Below are 15,324 nucleotides of genomic sequence, written 5' to 3'. Positions count from 1 at the left end.
CAAGATCGCGAGAGGGATGGGTCAGGCGACCTCGACGATCAGCTCGACCTCCACCGGGGCGTCGAGGGGCAACTCGGCCACCCCCACGGCGCTGCGGGCGTGGCGGCCGGCCTCGCCGAAGACGGTGCCGAAGAGGTCGGAGGCGCCGTTGATCACCGCGGGTTGACCGGTGAAGCCGGGCGCGGAGGCCACGAAACCGGTCACCTTGACCACCTTGACCACATTTTCCAGGCCGACAAGCGAGTCGACCGCGGCCAGCGCGTTGAGCGCGCACCGCTGGGCCAGGTCCTTCGCCTGCTCGGCGGAGATCCCCGCGCCGACCTTGCCGGTCGCGAGCAGCTTGCCCTCGGCGATCGGCAACTGGCCGGAGACGTACACGTGCTGCCCGGACTGCACCGCCGGCACGTAACTGGCCACCGGCGGTACGACCTCGGGCAGGTCGAGCCCCAGCTCGGCGAGCTTCGCGTGCGGACCGTTGCTCACGCCTTCGGTCGCTTCAGGTAGGCGACCAGCTGGTCGGGGTTCGGCCCGGGGACCACGGCGACGAGCTCCCACCCGTCCTCGCCCCAGTTGTCGAGGATCTGCTTGGTCGCGTGGACCAGCAGCGGGACCGTGGAGTATTCCCACTTCTGCATCGCTGAAGGGCTCCCTCTCGGTGCGGAATTTGTTCGAGGGACAGCCTACGTTCCGCTGGCCGGACGAGGCGCGGGACGTTGCTCCGGCGCGGTCGGCAGCTCCCCGCAGAGCCCTTCGTGCTCGTACCCCTGGGGGCAGCGGGACCGGTCGGGCAGCAGCAGGTCGCAGAAGACCCGGTGCCTGTTGTTCTGATCGTCGGCGTTGGACACGGTGGTCTCGCCCGCGTCCAGCTCGGGCAGGAAGCCCAGCGACACGGCGACCCGGCCGGCCAGCACCGTCGCCGCCGCCAGACTCGGCACCCGGATCGGCAGGTGGATGACGAAACCCGACTCGTCGTCGTCGCGGGCCCGCTCGGCGGCGTGGCCCGGCGCCTGGCCCACCTCCGTCTGCTCCGGCATCCGGCGGTACGACCGTTCGTTGATCGGCTGGCCGCCGATCTGTCCACCGGCCGTGAACATGGACCCGGACCGGTGCGGCCGTTCGTTGGTCGGGAACTGGGTGCGAGGGATGTTGTCCACGTCGCGCATGCACTGCCTCCGGTAGTACCGCTCGGATCGCTCTTCCGGTCCGGACCCATTCGTCCGTTCCGGCCCCCGCGCCGGGACGAAAGGTAGGTCCGGGGCCGCAGTCCCGCCAACAAGACGCGCCCGAATGGCCACCTACAGTCACATATGCGACACATGGCAGGTGAGAGGCCCGATTGCGCTCCCGGCACTGGGTCCCGCCGGCCGATCGGCGGGCAGCCGCGCGGCACGGGCGACACCGCTCGCGTCATCGACCGCTACCCTTCCGGTCGGGCGGTCGCGCAGCGCCCGGCAGCCCGCTCGATCACGCTCGACGCCAGGGGTGGCGGCGGGCGCCGGACCCCCGGGGGAAGACGATGACCCAACCGCCCAGCGGCGACCAGGCCGGGCCACCCGCCCTCCCGCCGGCCCAGCCGGAACCCACCGATCAGCCCGGCGTCGCGGCCGCCCCCGCCCAACCGGCCCCCACCGTGCCGTCCGGGCAGCTCGCGCTCCCCGCGCCGCCCGCACCGGCGGCGCTCCCCGCCCCACCGACGATCCCCAGCCAGCAGGCCTTCCCCGCGCCGACCGGTGGGGCTGAGGCGGCCGGCACGCCGGCCCCGACAGCACCCGGCACGCCGGGCTCCGCGGCCATCCCGCCACCCCCACCGGCGTACCCGCCGTATCCCGGGACGGCCGAGCCGAAGAAGAAGCGCGGCCTGTTGATCGCGGCGATCGCACTCGTCGTGATCATGGTGCTCTGCGTGGGCGGTGGCGTACTGGCGTTCCTGACCCTGCGCAACGCCGAGACCGGCGAGGGCGCCAAGGAGCCGGCCGTCGCCGTCGACGAGTTCCTCACCGCGGTCTACAAGGATCGCGACGCGACAAAGGCGACAAACCGGGTGTGCGCCGCCTCCCGCGACGACAAGAAGATCGCCGCGAAGGTGGCCGAGGTGCAGAAGTACGCCTCCGAGTACCAGAACCCCCGGTTCCGGTGGACCACCCCGAAGGTGGACAACCAGACCGGCGACCGGGCCACCGTCTCCACCCGGGTCACCATGACCACCGCCGACGAGAAGGTCGCCGACCAGGACCTGCGCTTCACGGTGGTGCAGAAGACGGGTTGGTGGGTCTGCGAGGTCGCCTGACCACCGGGCGTGGATAGGCTCGTCGGGTGTGTGCAGCTGAGCGGCCGTTCGACTCGGCCGGTACCGGATGGTCGGCCCGCCTCCACGTGGTGACCGGCAAGGGTGGCACCGGCAAGACCAGCGTGGCGGCGGCCCTGGCCCTCGCGCTTGCCGCCGGTGGCCGGCGCACCCTGCTGGTCGAGGTCGAGGGGCGGCAGGGCATCGCCCAACTCTTCGGCATCGACCCGCTGCCGTACGAGGAGCGACACCTCGCCGACGCGCCGGACGGCGGTGAGGTGCGCGCGCTCGCGGTGGACGCCGAGGAGGCGCTGCTCGAATACCTGGACATGTTCTACAAGCTGGGCGCGGCGGGCCGGGCGCTGCGCAAACTCGGCGCCATCGACTTCGCCACCACGATCGCGCCGGGTCTGCGGGACGTGCTGCTCACCGGCAAGGTGAAGGAGGCCACCACCCGCACCTCCGGGCAGCGGCGGGCGTACGACGCGGTGGTGCTGGACGCCCCACCGACCGGGCGGATCGGTCGGTTCCTCAACGTCACGGCGGAGACGGCCCGGCTGGCGAAGGTGGGCCCGATCAAGACCCAGAGCGAGGGGGTCGCCGCGCTGTTGCGCTCCCCGATGACCGCGGTCCACGTGGTCACGCTGCTGGAGGAGATGCCGGTGCAGGAGACGGTGGACGCGATCGCCGACCTGACCGCGCTCGGCTTCGGCACCGGAAAGGTGATCGTCAACGGCACCCGACCGCCACTGCCCGCCGGCTCGGCGGTCACCGCCGCGGAGCTGCGGCGAGGGCTTGTCGCCGCCGGGTTGCCAGCCGATCGGGACACCGTGGCCGGTTTGCACGACGAGGCGCGTGACCAGCTCATCCGGCGCGAACTGGAGGATTCGCTCCGCGCCGACCTGGTGGAGTTGGGGCTGCCGATGGTCGAGCTGCCGTTGCTGCCCGACGGGGTGGACCGGGCGGGGCTGGCGGCACTGGCCCAGGCCCTCGTCCGCGCCGATTGACTCACACCTGAGCGCAGCACGGGCGCGTTGACCACGCGGCCCGATACGCTCGATTGGTGCCTTCCGAAGACGCGGCGCCGCAGCTGGACGTCGACCAGATCCTCGCCGACCCCGGCGTACGGATCGTCGTGTGCTGCGGTGCCGGCGGAGTGGGAAAGACGACAACGGCCGCGGCGCTGGCGCTGCGGGCCGCCGAGCACCATGGCCGACGCACGGTGGTGCTCACCATCGACCCGGCGCGCCGGCTGGCCCAGTCGCTGGGCCTGACCGAGCTGGACAACACACCCCGGCAGGTCAAGGGGATCGACGTCGAGAGCAGCGGCGGCGAGCTGCACGCCATGATGCTGGACATGAAGCGCACCTTCGACGACGTGGTGTTGCAGCACACCGATCCGACGAAGGCCGCCGAGATCTTCTCGAACCCGTTCTACCAGGCGATGAGTTCGACATTCGCGGGCACGCAGGAATACATGGCGATGGAGAAGCTCGGCCAACTGCACGCCCGGGGCGAGTGGGACCTGATCGTGGTGGACACCCCACCGTCCCGCTCGGCACTTGATTTCCTGGACGCCCCGGCCCGGCTCTCCCGCTTCCTCGACGGCCGGATGCTGCGCCTGTTGCTGGCCCCGGCGCGCAGCGGCGGACGGAGCATGTTCAGCCTGGTCACCGCCTCGTTCGGGATGTTCTCGAAGGTGGTGCAGAAGGTCCTCGGCGCGCAACTGCTCACCGACCTGTCCGGCTTCGTGGCCGCACTGGACTCGATGTTCGGCGGTTTCCGGCAGCGCGCCGAGCAGACGTACCGGATCCTCCAGGCACGGGAGACGGCCTTCCTCCTGATCGCGACACCGGAGCCGGACGCGGTCCGGGAGGCCGCCTACTTCGCGGGCCGCCTGCGGGAGGAGCGGATGCCGCTGGCCGGCCTGGTGCTCAACCGGGTGCACCGACTCGCGGTGCCGGAGCTGGACGCCGAGCAGAGTCGGGTCGCCGCCGAGCGGTTGACCGAGCTGGGCGGGCACGAGGCCACCGCCGACGTGCTGCGGGCGCACGCGGCGCTGGCCCGTCAGGCGGCACGCGAGCAGCAGGTCGCCGCGCGGTTCACCGAGGAGTTCCCGGCGGTGCCGGCGGTGTCGGTGACGGCGCAGCCCGCCGACGTCCACGACGTCGACGGGCTACGGACGATCGGCGCGGCGATCAGCCGGCCGTGACCGTCGTCAGTTGGCCGCACTGACGAGGATCTTGTCCTTTTCGGCCTTTTCCTTGCTGTTCTTCTTCATCGCGGCCTCGAACATCTTGCGCCAGCTCGTCACCTGCGGGTGTCGACGCAGCAGCGCCCGCCGTTCGCGTTCGGTCATGCCGCCCCACACACCGAACTCGATCCGGTTGTCCAGTGCGTCGGCCAGGCACTCGTACCGAACGGGGCAGCTTCGGCAGATCCGCTTCGCCACGTTCTGTTCGGCACCCTGTACGAACAACGCGTCCGGGTCCCCGTTCTGACACGCCGCCAGCGACGGCCAGTCAGTGATCATGCCCATGTGTACACGTCCCCCCTTGCAGTACCTACCGACCTCGTCGATGCACGCCAGCCGGCAATTCCCCCCGATCGCCCGGCTCGCCTTCCCCAAGGCGGCACGGACGACATGTGGCGCTGTCGCCGCCCCCATCATGCTCTGTAGTCGACTGATTACGCAACGTTGTCGACGAAATCCATCATTCCGGACTTTCCCGGCTTCCCGGGCCTTCGACCGCCGGTTACCCCGCTGAGGTCGGCGATAACTCTGCGCCGCCCACCTGAATCGGAGGAGACTCACGCCGGGTCACACGCAACCAAGCACCGGGGGTCGTGCGTTTAGCACAACGAGGGCAGCGCGCGCAGGAAATGGGGAAAGAACTCCCAGGCGCCCCTCGTTCCCTACTCGCGTACCATGCCGAGGTGACCTGGATGCGGAAACGTGACCACAATGTGCTGACCAACGCCGCATCGCTGCTGGTGTGCGGCCTGCTGGCTGGCGTGGTGGTCGCTGCGGCGGCCTTCCCCGCGGTGGCGATGTCCGGCCTGGCCGCGAAGGCCGGCGCCGAGACATTCGGCGCCCTGCCCACGGAGCTGACGGTGGCCCGCGCGCCACAGATCAGTTATCTGCTGGCCTCGGACGGCAAGACACCGCTCGCGACCATGTACGACGAGAACCGGCGCGACGTGAAGCAGGCCGACATCTCTCCGTGGATGCAGAAGGCCATCATCGCGGCCGAGGACCACGACTTCTACAAGCACAACGGCGTCGACATCAACGGTGTCGCCCGCGCGTTCGTCAACAACCAGGGCGACGGCGGCCGGCAGGGAGCCTCGACGCTGACCATGCAGTACGTCCGGCTGGCCATCGCCTACTCGGCCACCCACCCGGCCGACGTGGTCGCGGCGACCGAGGACACCAGCGCCCGCAAGCTTCGGGAGATGCGGCTGGCCCTCCAGGTCGACAAGGAATTCTCCAAGGACGAGATCCTCACGCGCTACCTCAACCTCGCCTCGTTCGGCAACGGCGCGTACGGCATCTACGCCGCCAGCCAGGTCTACTTCGGTAAGCCGCCGAGCAAGCTCAAGATCGAGGAGGCGGCGCTGCTGGCCGGCATGGTCAAGGCGCCCACCACGAACGACCCGACCACCGAGGCGGGTTACCCGCTCGCCAAGGACCGTCGCGACTACGTCATCCAGAACATGGTCGACATCAAGGCCATCACCCAGCAGGAGGCCGACGCCGCCAAGGCCGTCGAGCTCAAGGTGCTGGACAAGCGCACCCCGAACGGCTGCGTCGCCGCGAACGTCAACAGCTGGGGCTTCTTCTGCGACTACTTCTACCGCTGGTGGATGCAGCAGGAGACGTTCGGTTCCACCACGTACGACCGGGAGCGGCGGCTCAAGAGCGGCGGCTACACAGTGGTGACCTCGATCGACGTCCAGGCGCAGCGCGGCGCGGACAAGGCGGTCCGTAAGGCCAAGAGCGAGAACAGCAAGGAAGCCGCCATGGTCGCGGTGGTCGAGCCCGGCTCCGGCCGGGTCCGGGCCCTTGCGGTCAACAGGCAGTTCAAGCTGGACGACCCGAAGAAGCCCAGGAACAAGATCTCCAGCGATCCGGCGAAGAGCAGGAAGGGCATCCGGGGCAACTATCCGGCGACGGTCAACCCGCTGCTGACCGGTGGCGACGGCATCACCGGCTACCAGGCCGGCTCGACCTTCAAGATCTTCACCATCGTGGCGGCGCTGGAGAAGGGCATCCCGCTCAGCTTCAGCATGAACGCGCCGCAGCAGTTCCGGTCGGAATACAAGATCCAGCCCGGCCCCGCCGCCTGCCCCGGCACCAACCTGTACTGCCCGACCAACTCCGGTCTGAAGCCCGGTGGCGTCCAGAACATGTGGACCGCCTTCGCCCAGTCGGTGAACACGTTCTTCGTCCCGCTCCAGCAGCAGGTCGGCGCGGAGAACGTGGTCAGCGCCGCCAAGCGGGCCGGCATCCAGTTCCGCACCGAGGAGGATCTGACCCTGGAGAAGGGGGCGCACCAGTGGGGCGCCTTCACCCTCGGTGTCTCGCAGACCACCCCGCTGGACCTGGCCAACGCGTACGCGACCCTGGCGGCGGACGGTAAGTACTGCGAGCCGATCCCGGTGCAGGAGATCCGCGACCCGGACGGCAACAAGCTGGACATCGCCAACCCGCGCTGTGAGAAGCGGTTCAGCACCGAGGTGGCCCGAGCCGCCGTGGACGCCGCCCGCTGCCCGGTCGGCGACAACTCCAGCACCAGCAAGTGCGGCAGCAGCCGCACCGCCGCCGTCGTGAAGGGCATCGTCGACGCGCCGGTGGCCGGCAAGTCCGGCACCACCGACTCGGAGAAGACCGCCGCACTGGTCGCGATGACCAGGCAGTACGCGGTGGCCGGCATCATGGCCGACCCGGACTGGCCGCAGACGAACGTCAGGATGCTGCACAAGGAAAAGAACGGCATCAACCCGCCGGTGTACGAGACGCTGCGGGATGCCATGAAGAACAAGGAGCGCATCCAGTTCGAGCCACCGGGCCAGAAGATCTCCGAGGGTGACCAGCGCAGCATCCCCGGCGTGAGCTGCATTTCGGTGGAGCAGGCGAAGTCCCGGCTCAAGGACGCGGGCTTCGAGCCGGTGGTCTCCGAGGCCAAGGTGCCGTCGTCCTGCCCGGCGGGCACCGCCCACGGCACCAGCCCCGACGGCCGCACCATCAAGGGTGGCGTGGTCACCATCCAGGTCAGTAACGGCGGCGGTGGCGCCACGCCGGGCAACACCGGCGGCGGGCAACCCGGCAACACCGGTCGACCCGGTGGCCGTCCCGGCGGCTGAGTCGACGATCAGGACACGACGGGCGGGCACCCACACCGGGTGCCCGCCCGTTTCGTCTAGACCGGACTCAGGCGGCGGCCCTATGAACCGTCACCGGACCTGGGCAACGGCGTCGAGCCGCCGCGGGCGGCGAGCCTGACCAGAGGGGTCAGGATCAGGAGCACGACCAGGCAGCACAGCGCCACTGCGCCGTTCGCCCAGGCTGCTGCGGTGACACCCCCCATGCCGCAGGCCAACCCCTCCTGAGCTCGGCACGCAATTTCTGGTGCCGCCAACCTGCCCACCAACGGCCCCCCGACAAAGCACAGGACGACCAGCCCTCCGCCAAAGGCGAAGAAGCGCCAGCCCACGCGGCGATTGCGGATCACGAGAACGATCCAGATCGCGACCAGCACCGTGGACGTCACCGCCAGGTACGGCCATTCAAACCAGAGGATACCTACGGCCGACTCCCTCGCTCCCGGATCACAATGCGGACCGGATCAGGGCAAGCCAGGCCTCCATATATCAGTGACATGCCCTTCGGTGTGCCCCGTCGAACCACAAGATCGGCGGGGGCCAAGTGTCACACCGCCGACTGTCAGAGGCCGAGCTGTCGGCGTACCTCGGCGGCCACCCGACCACCCTCGGCCTGGCCCGCCACCGCGGCCTGGGCCGCCTTCATGGCCGGGCCCATCTGGGTCTTCCCGGTGAAGCCGCCCGCGGCGAGCGCCCCCGACACCAGCTCGGCCAACTCGGCGTCGGAGAGCTGCTTGGGCAGGTAGCGGTCCAGCACCTCGCCCTCGGCGGTCTCCTTCGCGGCCTGCTCGGCGCGGCCGGCGTCGGCGAAGGCGGTGGCCGCCTCCCGGCGCTTCTTGGCCTCCTTGGTCAACACGGCGAGCACCTCGTCATCGGTGAGCTCGCGCTTGGCCTTGCCGGCGACCTCGGCGGTGCCGACGGCGGCCAGGGCCATCCGCAGCGTGGAGGTGGTCAGCTCGTCGCGCGCCTTGAGCGCGGAACGCATGTCGGCGGTGAGGCGGTCCTTCAGCGTGCTCATGGACGGTCAAACTACCCTGAACGCCATGCGAAAGCGCACACTATTCCGGCTTGCCGCCGGAACCGCCACGGTCGGCGCGGCCACCCTCGCGTACGCGTCGCTCATCGAGCGCAACATGTTCACCCTGCGGCGGTACGACGTGCCGGTGCTGCCGGCCGACGCGGAGCCGCTGCGCGTGCTGCACCTGTCGGACCTGCACATGATGCCCGACCAGGCGCGCAAGCAGCGCTGGGTGGCGTCGCTGGCCGCCCTCGACCCCGACCTGGTGGTGGTGACCGGCGACAACATGGCCCACCCGGGAGCGGTGCCCGGAGTGCTGCGGGCCCTCCAGCCGCTGCTGGACTATCCCGGGGCGTTCGTGTTCGGCTCCAACGACTACACCGGCCCGGTGTTGAAGAACCCCTTCACCTACTTCCTGCCCGACCGGGAGTACACCGAGGGCGTCGAGCTGCCCTACGAGGAGTTGCGCCAGGTGTTCACGGGCGCCGGCTGGGCGGACCTCAACAACGCCCGGACCACGCTGAAGGCCGGCGGCCGGCAGCTCGACCTGGTCGGCGTGGACGACCCGCACATCGACCGGGACGACTACCCCACCGTGGCCGGGGCGGTCTCGTCCTCCGCGGATCTGTCCATCGCGCTGACGCACTCCCCGGAGCCGCGGGTGCTCGACCAGATGGCCGCGGACGGCTTCGGGCTGCTGCTCGCCGGGCACACCCACGGCGGTCAGGTCTGCGTACCGGGCTACGGGGCCCTGGTGACCAACTGCGGCCTGCCCCGCTCGATGGCGCGTGGTCTGCACCGCTGGCCGGGCTCGGACTCCTGGCTGCACGTCTCCGCCGGCCTCGGCACCCACCCGACCGCCCCGATCCGCTTCGCCTGCCCCCCGGAGGCCAGCATCCTCACCCTCATCCCCCGCTGACGAACCCCGTCGCCCGCTGGCCAGGGCGGCGGGGGTACCGAGTTTGACCATCCGGGCGGGTGGGCTACTATTTGTCGGCACGCCTCGGGGTGTGGCGCAGCTTGGTAGCGCGCTTCGTTCGGGACGAAGAGGTCGTCGGTTCGAATCCGGCCACCCCGACCAGAGGTCAGAGGGCACATCCGATCCATGGATGTGCCCTCTGGTGCTTCAACGGCGGTGCCGGAGATCAACACCACGCTATGAGTCGCGTATCGTGCGGCAGGTGTCTGACCAGCCGGCGCCGAAGCCCAGCCGCAGGGCCACGGCCGCTCTCGTCCTGGCCAGCTTGAGCCTCGTGCTGTCTCTGGTCTCGTGCGGCTACGTGGCCGTTGGCGCGCTTGAGGACTTGGATGACTCTCTTCAGTCAGCGCCTCAGCCAGCAAGCGCATCGGAGGTCGAAGCCTTCGCCCACGTGACCTTTCCGCCCGGCACGGTCCTCCTGTCGGCCGCCCAGAGTAACGGGCTGGAGACCTACCTCTCGGCCAGGTTCCGGATTCCTCGCGCGGCCCTCGACACCTTCCTGACTGACGGAGATTTCGCCGCCACCTTGACCCCCGGGCTACGCGTCGTGAGTAAGCAGGACGACGTCGGCGGAGGAAACAGCTGGCACCCCGAGACGGCTGTCCGGGTCTCCGGACTGGACGAAGAAACACCGGGACCCAACGGCACCTACCGCCGCCTGCTTGCGGACCTCGACAGGGAAGACACCGTGACGCTGTTCCTCCGCGCAAGCCGGCCCTGATCTCCGAGGCCCGCATCGGGGGCACGCGAACACTGTCATTCCTTGTCAGACCCCCGGCGTGCGAAGAGAAACGCCCCGTACCTGGTCTCGTCGGGGCGGTACAGCAGTTGGGCCTCGACAGTGAACCCGGCGTCGCCGAGCCAGGCGGCGACCCGGTCGGGTGGGCGGCGGTGCACGTACACGTTCATCGGGTGACCGCCGTAGCCCTCGGTCTTCAGCCGGTGCCCGTCACCGACGTGGAAGGCGAGCAGCAGGGTGCCACCGGGACGCAGCACCCGGTGGAAGTGGGCCAGCACCGTGGGCACGTCGTCGTCCGGGACGTGGATGAGTGAGAACCAGGCCAGGATGCCGGCGACGCAGGAGTCGGTGAGGTCGAGGTCAGTCATGGAACCCACAGCGAACCGCAGGTCAGGATTGTCGCGTCGGGCGATGTCGATCATCGCGGGCGAGAGGTCGATGCCGAAGGCGTCGACACCGAGGCTGTGCAGGTGGGCGGTGATCCGTCCCGGCCCACAGCCGATGTCTGCCACGGGTCCCTCGCCGCCAAGGCGGGTCAGCTCGGCGAACAACGCCAGGACCGCCCGTTCGTACGGCGCGGCGGCGAGTGCGTCGCGCAGCATCTCGGCGTAACTTGCGGCCACCGTGTCGTAGGACGTCCGGGTGTCGGCCAGCCAGCCGTCGGCGCTCATCCCGGGCACAGTAGCGCAGCGGTCGACAGCGCGCCGCACGCCGACGGGACGCGCTGGAACTGCACGATGTGCCCTGCGGCCGGCTTCAACCTATTGGCCCCCGACGGAGTCGTGATGGGTAACCAACCGAGGCGGGGGCTTATGGCAGTGGACGACGAGCATTTTCGAGAGTTCGTCGAGACGCGCTACATGGATCTTCTGCGCGTGGCGTACCACCTCACCGGGTCGGCCCAGGATGCCGAGGATCTGGTCCAGACGGCGCTGGTGAAGGTGATGCGCAGGTGGCGTCGGGTCGACGATCCGATGGCGTACCTGCGACGGGTCATGGTCAATCACCACATCAGCAGCTGGCGCCGCCACCGCGTGCACGAGGTGGTGACGTCGATCCTGCCGGACCGGTCCGGCCGGGACATGACGGAGGCGGTGACCGAACGGCACGCCCTGTACGAGGCGATGCGGGAGCTGACGCCCCGCACCCGGGCCGTGATCGTGCTCCGGTACGTGGTCGATCTGCCGGAGGTGGCGGTCGCTGCCGCCCTGGGCTGCTCCGTGGGGTCGGTCAAGAGCCGTGCGTCGCGAGGTCTGGCACGCCTGCGTCTCGCACTGGCGTCGGACGCGCCGCCACCGATACCGGCCTCACCGGCAGCCAGTCCAGCACCGACCGGGACGACGACGATGACGGGGGCTACACCATGACTGTCGACGAGGAAGTGGGCCAGGCGCTGGCCGAGCTGAGCAGGAACCTGACCCCACAGCCGGATCCGTACGGCCGGGCCAGGGCCCGCTATCGACGGAGCCGGCAGCGTCGGATGGGTGGGTTGGCCCTCGCACTTGTGGTCTCAGTGGGCGGAGCGGCCTTCGCGATCGCCGACCCGGGCCGGACCACCCCACCACCACCGGTGGACTCGACCGAGTCCATCGCACCCGTGCTGGCCTGGTCGGACAGACTCCTCCAGTCACCGCCGCGGGGCGTCATCGGCCAGGACAGCGGCTATGTCCGCCAGCTCTCCGAACTCCTGTTGGCCGCGCAGCGCCGGGGCGACATCCCCCGGCTGGCCGTGCCGGTGACCGCGGTGAAGGTGCTGTTCGTCGACGACGTCGGCGGCCAGCGGATCGCGCTCGCCGCCTTCGTCCGCGACCAGCCCGATCCGGCCACCGGCTGGCCGAGCGCCGCGATGTGGCTGTCCGCCGACGAGGGGGCCAGCGCCGAGAAGCTGGCCAGTACCAACGCCGGTCGGGGCGTCGGCGACGGCCTGGAACCGTACGAGAGTCTCGCCCTGGGCGACCCGTCCGGGCCGGGCAAGACCATCCACGTGGCTGTCGCACCCGCCGGGTGCGTCTTCCTCACCTCACCGTTGCCCACCGGCACAGCGTTCCAGTGGACCCCGGAGCCGACCGGCTCCTACCTGATCCGTACCCCGGAGACCCAGCGGCCCGAGTGGTGGCGGGTCGACTGCGGCACGGTGACACGCAAGATGACCCCGGGCCCGGGTTCGCTGTTGCCGGGACCGCTGACCGACGCGCAACTCGCGACCGCGATGTCCCGCGTACGCGGGAGTGTTCCGGAGCAGCGCGCCCGACTGCTGGTGTCGGGGTACGCCAAGTCGGCGGGATACCAGCTGACCGCCCTGCCGAGCGTGGTGTGGGGCGGGCACGTCACCGGCCTCCCCGCCCGCTCCGCCGACGGATCACCGGCCGCCGGCGGGTCGACGGAGAGCGGCAGGACGACGATCCTGGCCGCTCCCGCGGCCGGCGGCGGCGGTTGGGTCGGCGAGGTGACGATCGACCTCGACCAACCGAGGGCAAACGGCGTGATCGGCACCGGCGCCTCCTTCACCGTCGCGACGGACCCGACCGACCCCGCCGGCGTCCTGGCTGTGTCGATCGACAGTGACATCATCGGAGACGAGGCCCCGAGGGCCCTGCTCGTGGTGACGCCGGCGGCAGCCACCCGGGTGCGGGTGGCGCAGGACGGACGCGAGGTCGCGACGGCTGCGGTCAGCGGCTCCGGGGCGGTGGTGCCCGTGCCCGACTCCATGACGGGTCTCGTCGTCGAGGCGCTCGACGCGTCCGGCCGGACGCTCGCCAGCGGCCAGGTGGCCGGGGAGGGTGCGCAGTCGATATTCGAGACGGACACCTGGAACCAGGACTGAGCGCGCCGAGCTGGTCCGGGTCTGCCGTCCCGTCGGCACGGCTCAAAGATCACCGATCCTTTCGGCCGGCTACCAAGCCGGCCGAAAGGCGGTTGCCGCCCCGCACCATCCAGGATTTGATGCGCCTGATCATCCGTTCAGTAGGCGGATGGCACACGGGGAGGAACATCCACTGTGATCAGATCCAGGCCGCGCCGCGCCGCCCTTGGCGCCCTCGCGCTGACGATGGGCGTCAGCGGGCTCAGTCTCATGTCCACCACGAGCGCGGCCCTCGCGGCACCGCAGCCCGAGCGCACGCCGACCGTCGCCGTGGGCTGGACCGACTCGGCGACGCCGAAGAAGGCGTACCCGTCGGAGGACGACACCCCTCTTCCGCTCGGCACCTGGCAGGACGACGCGGGCAAGAGCCACACCTCGCGGGTGTACGTCACCTTCGACCTCGCCGCGTACGAGGGCAAGAAGATCTACTCCGGCAAGGTCTTCGTCGACGAGGACAGCGTCGCCGACTGCGGTAAGCGTGCCGTCGAGATCTGGCGGACGAAGCCGGTGACCACGACGCCCACCTGGAACCGGCCGCCGGCGCCCATCGTCAAGGTCGCCGAGGACGTGACGCCCACGCAGTACTGCCCCCGTGGCATCGCCCTCGACGTGACCCCGGCGGTGCAGGATGCGGTGGCACACCGGCAGCGCCACATCACCTTCGAGATCCGGGTGCCCGAGCAGTTCGAGAGCGACGCCTCCTACGGTCGACGACTCGACGCCTACCAGGGCGTCCGGATGAGCACCACGTACAACTCGGTGCCGCAGATCGACGGTGCCCACCTCTACAACGGTGGTCTCCCCTGCACCCAACTGAAGCCGTACCCGCGCATCGGCGGGTTCGCCAACGTGCTGCAGGCGGTCGGCTCCGACGCGGACGCCAACGACGAGTGGGCCGTCCGGACCGAGGTCGCCATCTGGCCGAAGGCCACGCCGGACGCCCGGCAGGTGTTCACCGGAGAGCACGGCATCTCCGGCCGGGCCAACACCGTCAACCTGCCCGACGGTTTCCTCGCCGACGGCGAGTCGTACGTCTGGCAGGCCCGGGTGACCGACGGCACCGACGCCTCGGCGTGGTCGAAGAAGTGCTTCTTCACCCACGACGGCACCGCGCCCGGCGCGCCCACCGTCACCTCGGCCAACTACCCGGCGGACAGCACCGGCGAGTGGGCACCGGCAGGTGTGCCCGGGACCTTCACCTTCTCCGGCAACGGCAACAAGGACGTCGCCGGCTTCGAGTACTCCTGGCGCGGTCTGGGCGTCCGCAGCTGCTCGACCAGCGGTGACTACGGTCAGCTGGAGTGCCCGAACCCGCTCGACCAGCCGGGAGCGGTCCGGGCGGACAAGCCGGGCGGTTCGGCGACCGTGACGATCAATCCGAGCGATTTCGGAACGCAGACGCTCACCGTCCGCTCCATCGACCTCGCCGGCAACGTCTCCGGGACCGTCGAGTACCGCACCCTCGTGCCGTGGACCGCCCCCGAGGTGCGGGAGGAGAACGGTCCGCCGCAGTGGGGGCAGGAAGTGCTGCTGAGGTTCGTCCCGGCGCCCGGGGTCACAGGCGTCCGCGAGTACGAGATCACCCTGGACGGGCGAGACCCGGAGATCAGGTCCGCGGAGGAGGACGGGACGGCCTACTTCCGCTTCGTCTCCACCAAGCCGGACGGACCCCAGATCACGGTACGCAGCCGCAGCGACAACGGGTTCGTGTCACAGGCGGCCTCCTGGTCCGGGTACTACAGCCCCGGCCCCGGGGTGAGGTCCGAGGTCTACTACTCGCGTGACGGCTCGCCGGTCGGCGGCGTGGGAGTCGAGGGCACCTTCACCTTCTCCCCGCCGGTGGGTTGGACGGACACCAAGGCCTTCCGCTACAGCTTCGACGACGCCGAGCCGACCGAGGTGGCGGCCGACGAGAACGGTCGCGCCACGATCACCTGGACGCCGACGGCCAGCGGGTACGTGACGCTTACCGTCTACGGCGTCCACGCCGACGGCTCGGTCGGATACGACGCCAACTGGTACTCGTTCGAGGTGGCGACCCCCGCCGCCTGACCTG

General features: G+C 70.2%; 16 protein-coding genes and 1 tRNA gene. 10 read left to right on the top strand and 7 right to left on the bottom strand.

Annotation, left to right across the window (positions count from 1 at the left end; translation table 11 throughout):
* Nucleotides 1-21 precede the first annotated feature (21 nt).
* From ACPXBU_RS22710 to ACPXBU_RS22700, 3 genes are read right to left on the bottom strand one after another with little or no spacing between them, the layout of a single operon-like run.
* A complete protein-coding gene (locus ACPXBU_RS22710) occupies nucleotides 22-483 on the bottom strand; it encodes a RidA family protein (RefSeq protein ID WP_357252990.1) in 462 nt (153 codons plus the stop codon).
* Entirely contained in the window at nucleotides 480-635 is a 156-nt protein-coding gene (locus tag ACPXBU_RS22705) for a DUF4177 domain-containing protein (RefSeq protein ID WP_007466198.1), read from the bottom strand. Before ACPXBU_RS22705 ends, ACPXBU_RS22710 begins: the two co-directional genes overlap by 4 nt.
* Nucleotides 636-680: 45 nt before the next feature.
* Nucleotides 681-1,163 carry a hypothetical protein gene (locus tag ACPXBU_RS22700; RefSeq protein WP_393369313.1) on the bottom strand — a complete coding sequence of 161 codons (483 nt, stop codon included), beginning with the start codon at nucleotides 1,161-1,163 and terminating at the stop codon, nucleotides 681-683.
* A gap of 533 nt (nucleotides 1,164-1,696) precedes the next feature.
* Here ACPXBU_RS22700 and ACPXBU_RS22695 point away from each other — a divergent pair.
* Genes ACPXBU_RS22695 through ACPXBU_RS22685 form a run of 3 tightly spaced genes read left to right on the top strand, consistent with a single transcriptional unit; the run spans nucleotide 1,697 to nucleotide 4,496 of the window.
* A complete protein-coding gene (locus ACPXBU_RS22695) occupies nucleotides 1,697-2,287 on the top strand; it encodes a hypothetical protein (protein ID WP_393370433.1) in 591 nt (196 codons plus the stop codon).
* Between the two features lie 26 nt (nucleotides 2,288-2,313).
* Nucleotides 2,314-3,291, top strand: a complete 978-nt coding sequence (locus tag ACPXBU_RS22690; protein ID WP_393369311.1) for an ArsA-related P-loop ATPase — start codon at nucleotides 2,314-2,316, stop codon at nucleotides 3,289-3,291.
* Between the two features lie 53 nt (nucleotides 3,292-3,344).
* Nucleotides 3,345-4,496: an ArsA family ATPase gene (locus ACPXBU_RS22685; protein ID WP_393369308.1), complete on the top strand. Its 1,152-nt coding sequence runs from the start codon at nucleotides 3,345-3,347 to the stop codon at nucleotides 4,494-4,496.
* 6 nt (nucleotides 4,497-4,502) lie between these two features.
* Here the strand turns inward: ACPXBU_RS22685 and ACPXBU_RS22680 are convergent, their stop codons facing one another.
* Nucleotides 4,503-4,823: a WhiB family transcriptional regulator gene (locus ACPXBU_RS22680; RefSeq protein WP_393369305.1), complete on the bottom strand. Its 321-nt coding sequence runs from the start codon at nucleotides 4,821-4,823 to the stop codon at nucleotides 4,503-4,505.
* A gap of 407 nt (nucleotides 4,824-5,230) precedes the next feature.
* Between ACPXBU_RS22680 and ACPXBU_RS22675 the strand changes: the two genes are divergently transcribed.
* The gene (locus tag ACPXBU_RS22675; RefSeq protein WP_425759697.1) at nucleotides 5,231-7,651 is read left to right on the top strand and encodes a penicillin-binding protein; all 2,421 of its coding nucleotides are present in this window, start codon (nucleotides 5,231-5,233) and stop codon (nucleotides 7,649-7,651) included.
* Nucleotides 7,652-7,731: 80 nt separating this feature from the next.
* On the opposite strand, the gene ACPXBU_RS22670 is transcribed toward ACPXBU_RS22675, so the two are convergent.
* Together ACPXBU_RS22670 and ACPXBU_RS22665 are read right to left on the bottom strand one after the other, a co-directional pair.
* Nucleotides 7,732-8,046 (bottom strand): hypothetical protein, encoded by a 315-nt coding sequence (locus ACPXBU_RS22670; protein WP_425759574.1) that lies wholly within the window; start codon nucleotides 8,044-8,046, stop codon nucleotides 7,732-7,734.
* Between the two features lie 185 nt (nucleotides 8,047-8,231).
* Nucleotides 8,232-8,687, bottom strand: coding sequence for a GatB/YqeY domain-containing protein (locus tag ACPXBU_RS22665; RefSeq protein ID WP_393369297.1), 456 nt, complete (start codon nucleotides 8,685-8,687; stop codon nucleotides 8,232-8,234).
* A 25-nt stretch (nucleotides 8,688-8,712) separates the two neighbouring features.
* On the opposite strand from ACPXBU_RS22665, the gene ACPXBU_RS22660 reads away from it, so the two are divergent.
* The 3 genes from ACPXBU_RS22660 to ACPXBU_RS22650 all read left to right on the top strand — a co-directional run bounded on the left by ACPXBU_RS22660 (nucleotide 8,713) and on the right by ACPXBU_RS22650 (nucleotide 10,387).
* Entirely contained in the window at nucleotides 8,713-9,606 is an 894-nt protein-coding gene (locus ACPXBU_RS22660) for a metallophosphoesterase (RefSeq protein ID WP_357075460.1), read from the top strand.
* An 85-nt stretch (nucleotides 9,607-9,691) separates the two neighbouring features.
* Nucleotides 9,692-9,768 (top strand) — tRNA-Pro (locus tag ACPXBU_RS22655).
* 100 nt (nucleotides 9,769-9,868) lie between these two features.
* Complete coding sequence (locus tag ACPXBU_RS22650) at nucleotides 9,869-10,387, top strand: hypothetical protein (RefSeq protein ID WP_425759573.1); 519 nt, start codon at nucleotides 9,869-9,871, stop codon at nucleotides 10,385-10,387.
* Nucleotides 10,388-10,422: 35 nt separating this feature from the next.
* On the opposite strand, the gene ACPXBU_RS22645 is transcribed toward ACPXBU_RS22650, so the two are convergent.
* On the bottom strand, nucleotides 10,423-11,076 hold the full coding sequence (locus ACPXBU_RS22645; protein ID WP_425759572.1) for a class I SAM-dependent DNA methyltransferase: 654 nt from the start codon (nucleotides 11,074-11,076) through the stop codon (nucleotides 10,423-10,425).
* Between the two features lie 141 nt (nucleotides 11,077-11,217).
* Here ACPXBU_RS22645 and ACPXBU_RS22640 point away from each other — a divergent pair, with 141 nt between their 5' ends.
* The 3 genes from ACPXBU_RS22640 (at nucleotide 11,218) to ACPXBU_RS22630 (ending at nucleotide 15,320) form a co-directional block, all read left to right on the top strand.
* Nucleotides 11,218-11,772, top strand: a complete 555-nt coding sequence (locus ACPXBU_RS22640; protein WP_425759570.1) for a SigE family RNA polymerase sigma factor — start codon at nucleotides 11,218-11,220, stop codon at nucleotides 11,770-11,772.
* Nucleotides 11,769-13,229, top strand: a complete 1,461-nt coding sequence (locus ACPXBU_RS22635) for a hypothetical protein (protein WP_425759569.1) — start codon at nucleotides 11,769-11,771, stop codon at nucleotides 13,227-13,229. Before ACPXBU_RS22640 ends, ACPXBU_RS22635 begins: the two co-directional genes overlap by 4 nt.
* 174 nt (nucleotides 13,230-13,403) lie before the next feature.
* On the top strand, nucleotides 13,404-15,320 hold the full coding sequence (locus ACPXBU_RS22630; RefSeq protein WP_425759568.1) for a hypothetical protein: 1,917 nt from the start codon (nucleotides 13,404-13,406) through the stop codon (nucleotides 15,318-15,320).
* Nucleotides 15,321-15,324: the final 4 nt, after the last annotated feature.

This window comes from Micromonospora sp. DT231, assembly GCF_049847025.1.
Classification (GTDB): Bacteria; Actinomycetota; Actinomycetes; order Mycobacteriales; family Micromonosporaceae; genus Micromonospora.
This window is presented reverse-complemented; position numbering and strand designations above follow the sequence as displayed.

Bases quoted from the DNA above. Each gene is read 5' to 3' on its own strand.
- ACPXBU_RS22705 (WP_007466198.1), bottom strand. From the start codon at position 635: ATGCAGAAGTGGGAATACTCCACGGTCCCGCTGCTGGTCCACGCGACC.
- ACPXBU_RS22700 (WP_393369313.1), bottom strand. From the start codon at position 1,163: ATGCGCGACGTGGACAACATCCCTCGCACCCAGTTCCCGACCAACGAA.
- ACPXBU_RS22680 (WP_393369305.1), bottom strand. From the start codon at position 4,823: ATGGGCATGATCACTGACTGGCCGTCGCTGGCGGCGTGTCAGAACGGG.
- ACPXBU_RS22675 (WP_425759697.1), top strand. From the start codon at position 5,231: ATGCGGAAACGTGACCACAATGTGCTGACCAACGCCGCATCGCTGCTG.
- ACPXBU_RS22665 (WP_393369297.1), bottom strand. From the start codon at position 8,687: ATGAGCACGCTGAAGGACCGCCTCACCGCCGACATGCGTTCCGCGCTC.
- ACPXBU_RS22660 (WP_357075460.1), top strand. From the start codon at position 8,713: ATGCGAAAGCGCACACTATTCCGGCTTGCCGCCGGAACCGCCACGGTC.
- ACPXBU_RS22645 (WP_425759572.1), bottom strand. From the start codon at position 11,076: ATGAGCGCCGACGGCTGGCTGGCCGACACCCGGACGTCCTACGACACG.
- ACPXBU_RS22640 (WP_425759570.1), top strand. From the start codon at position 11,218: ATGGCAGTGGACGACGAGCATTTTCGAGAGTTCGTCGAGACGCGCTAC.
- ACPXBU_RS22635 (WP_425759569.1), top strand. From the start codon at position 11,769: ATGACTGTCGACGAGGAAGTGGGCCAGGCGCTGGCCGAGCTGAGCAGG.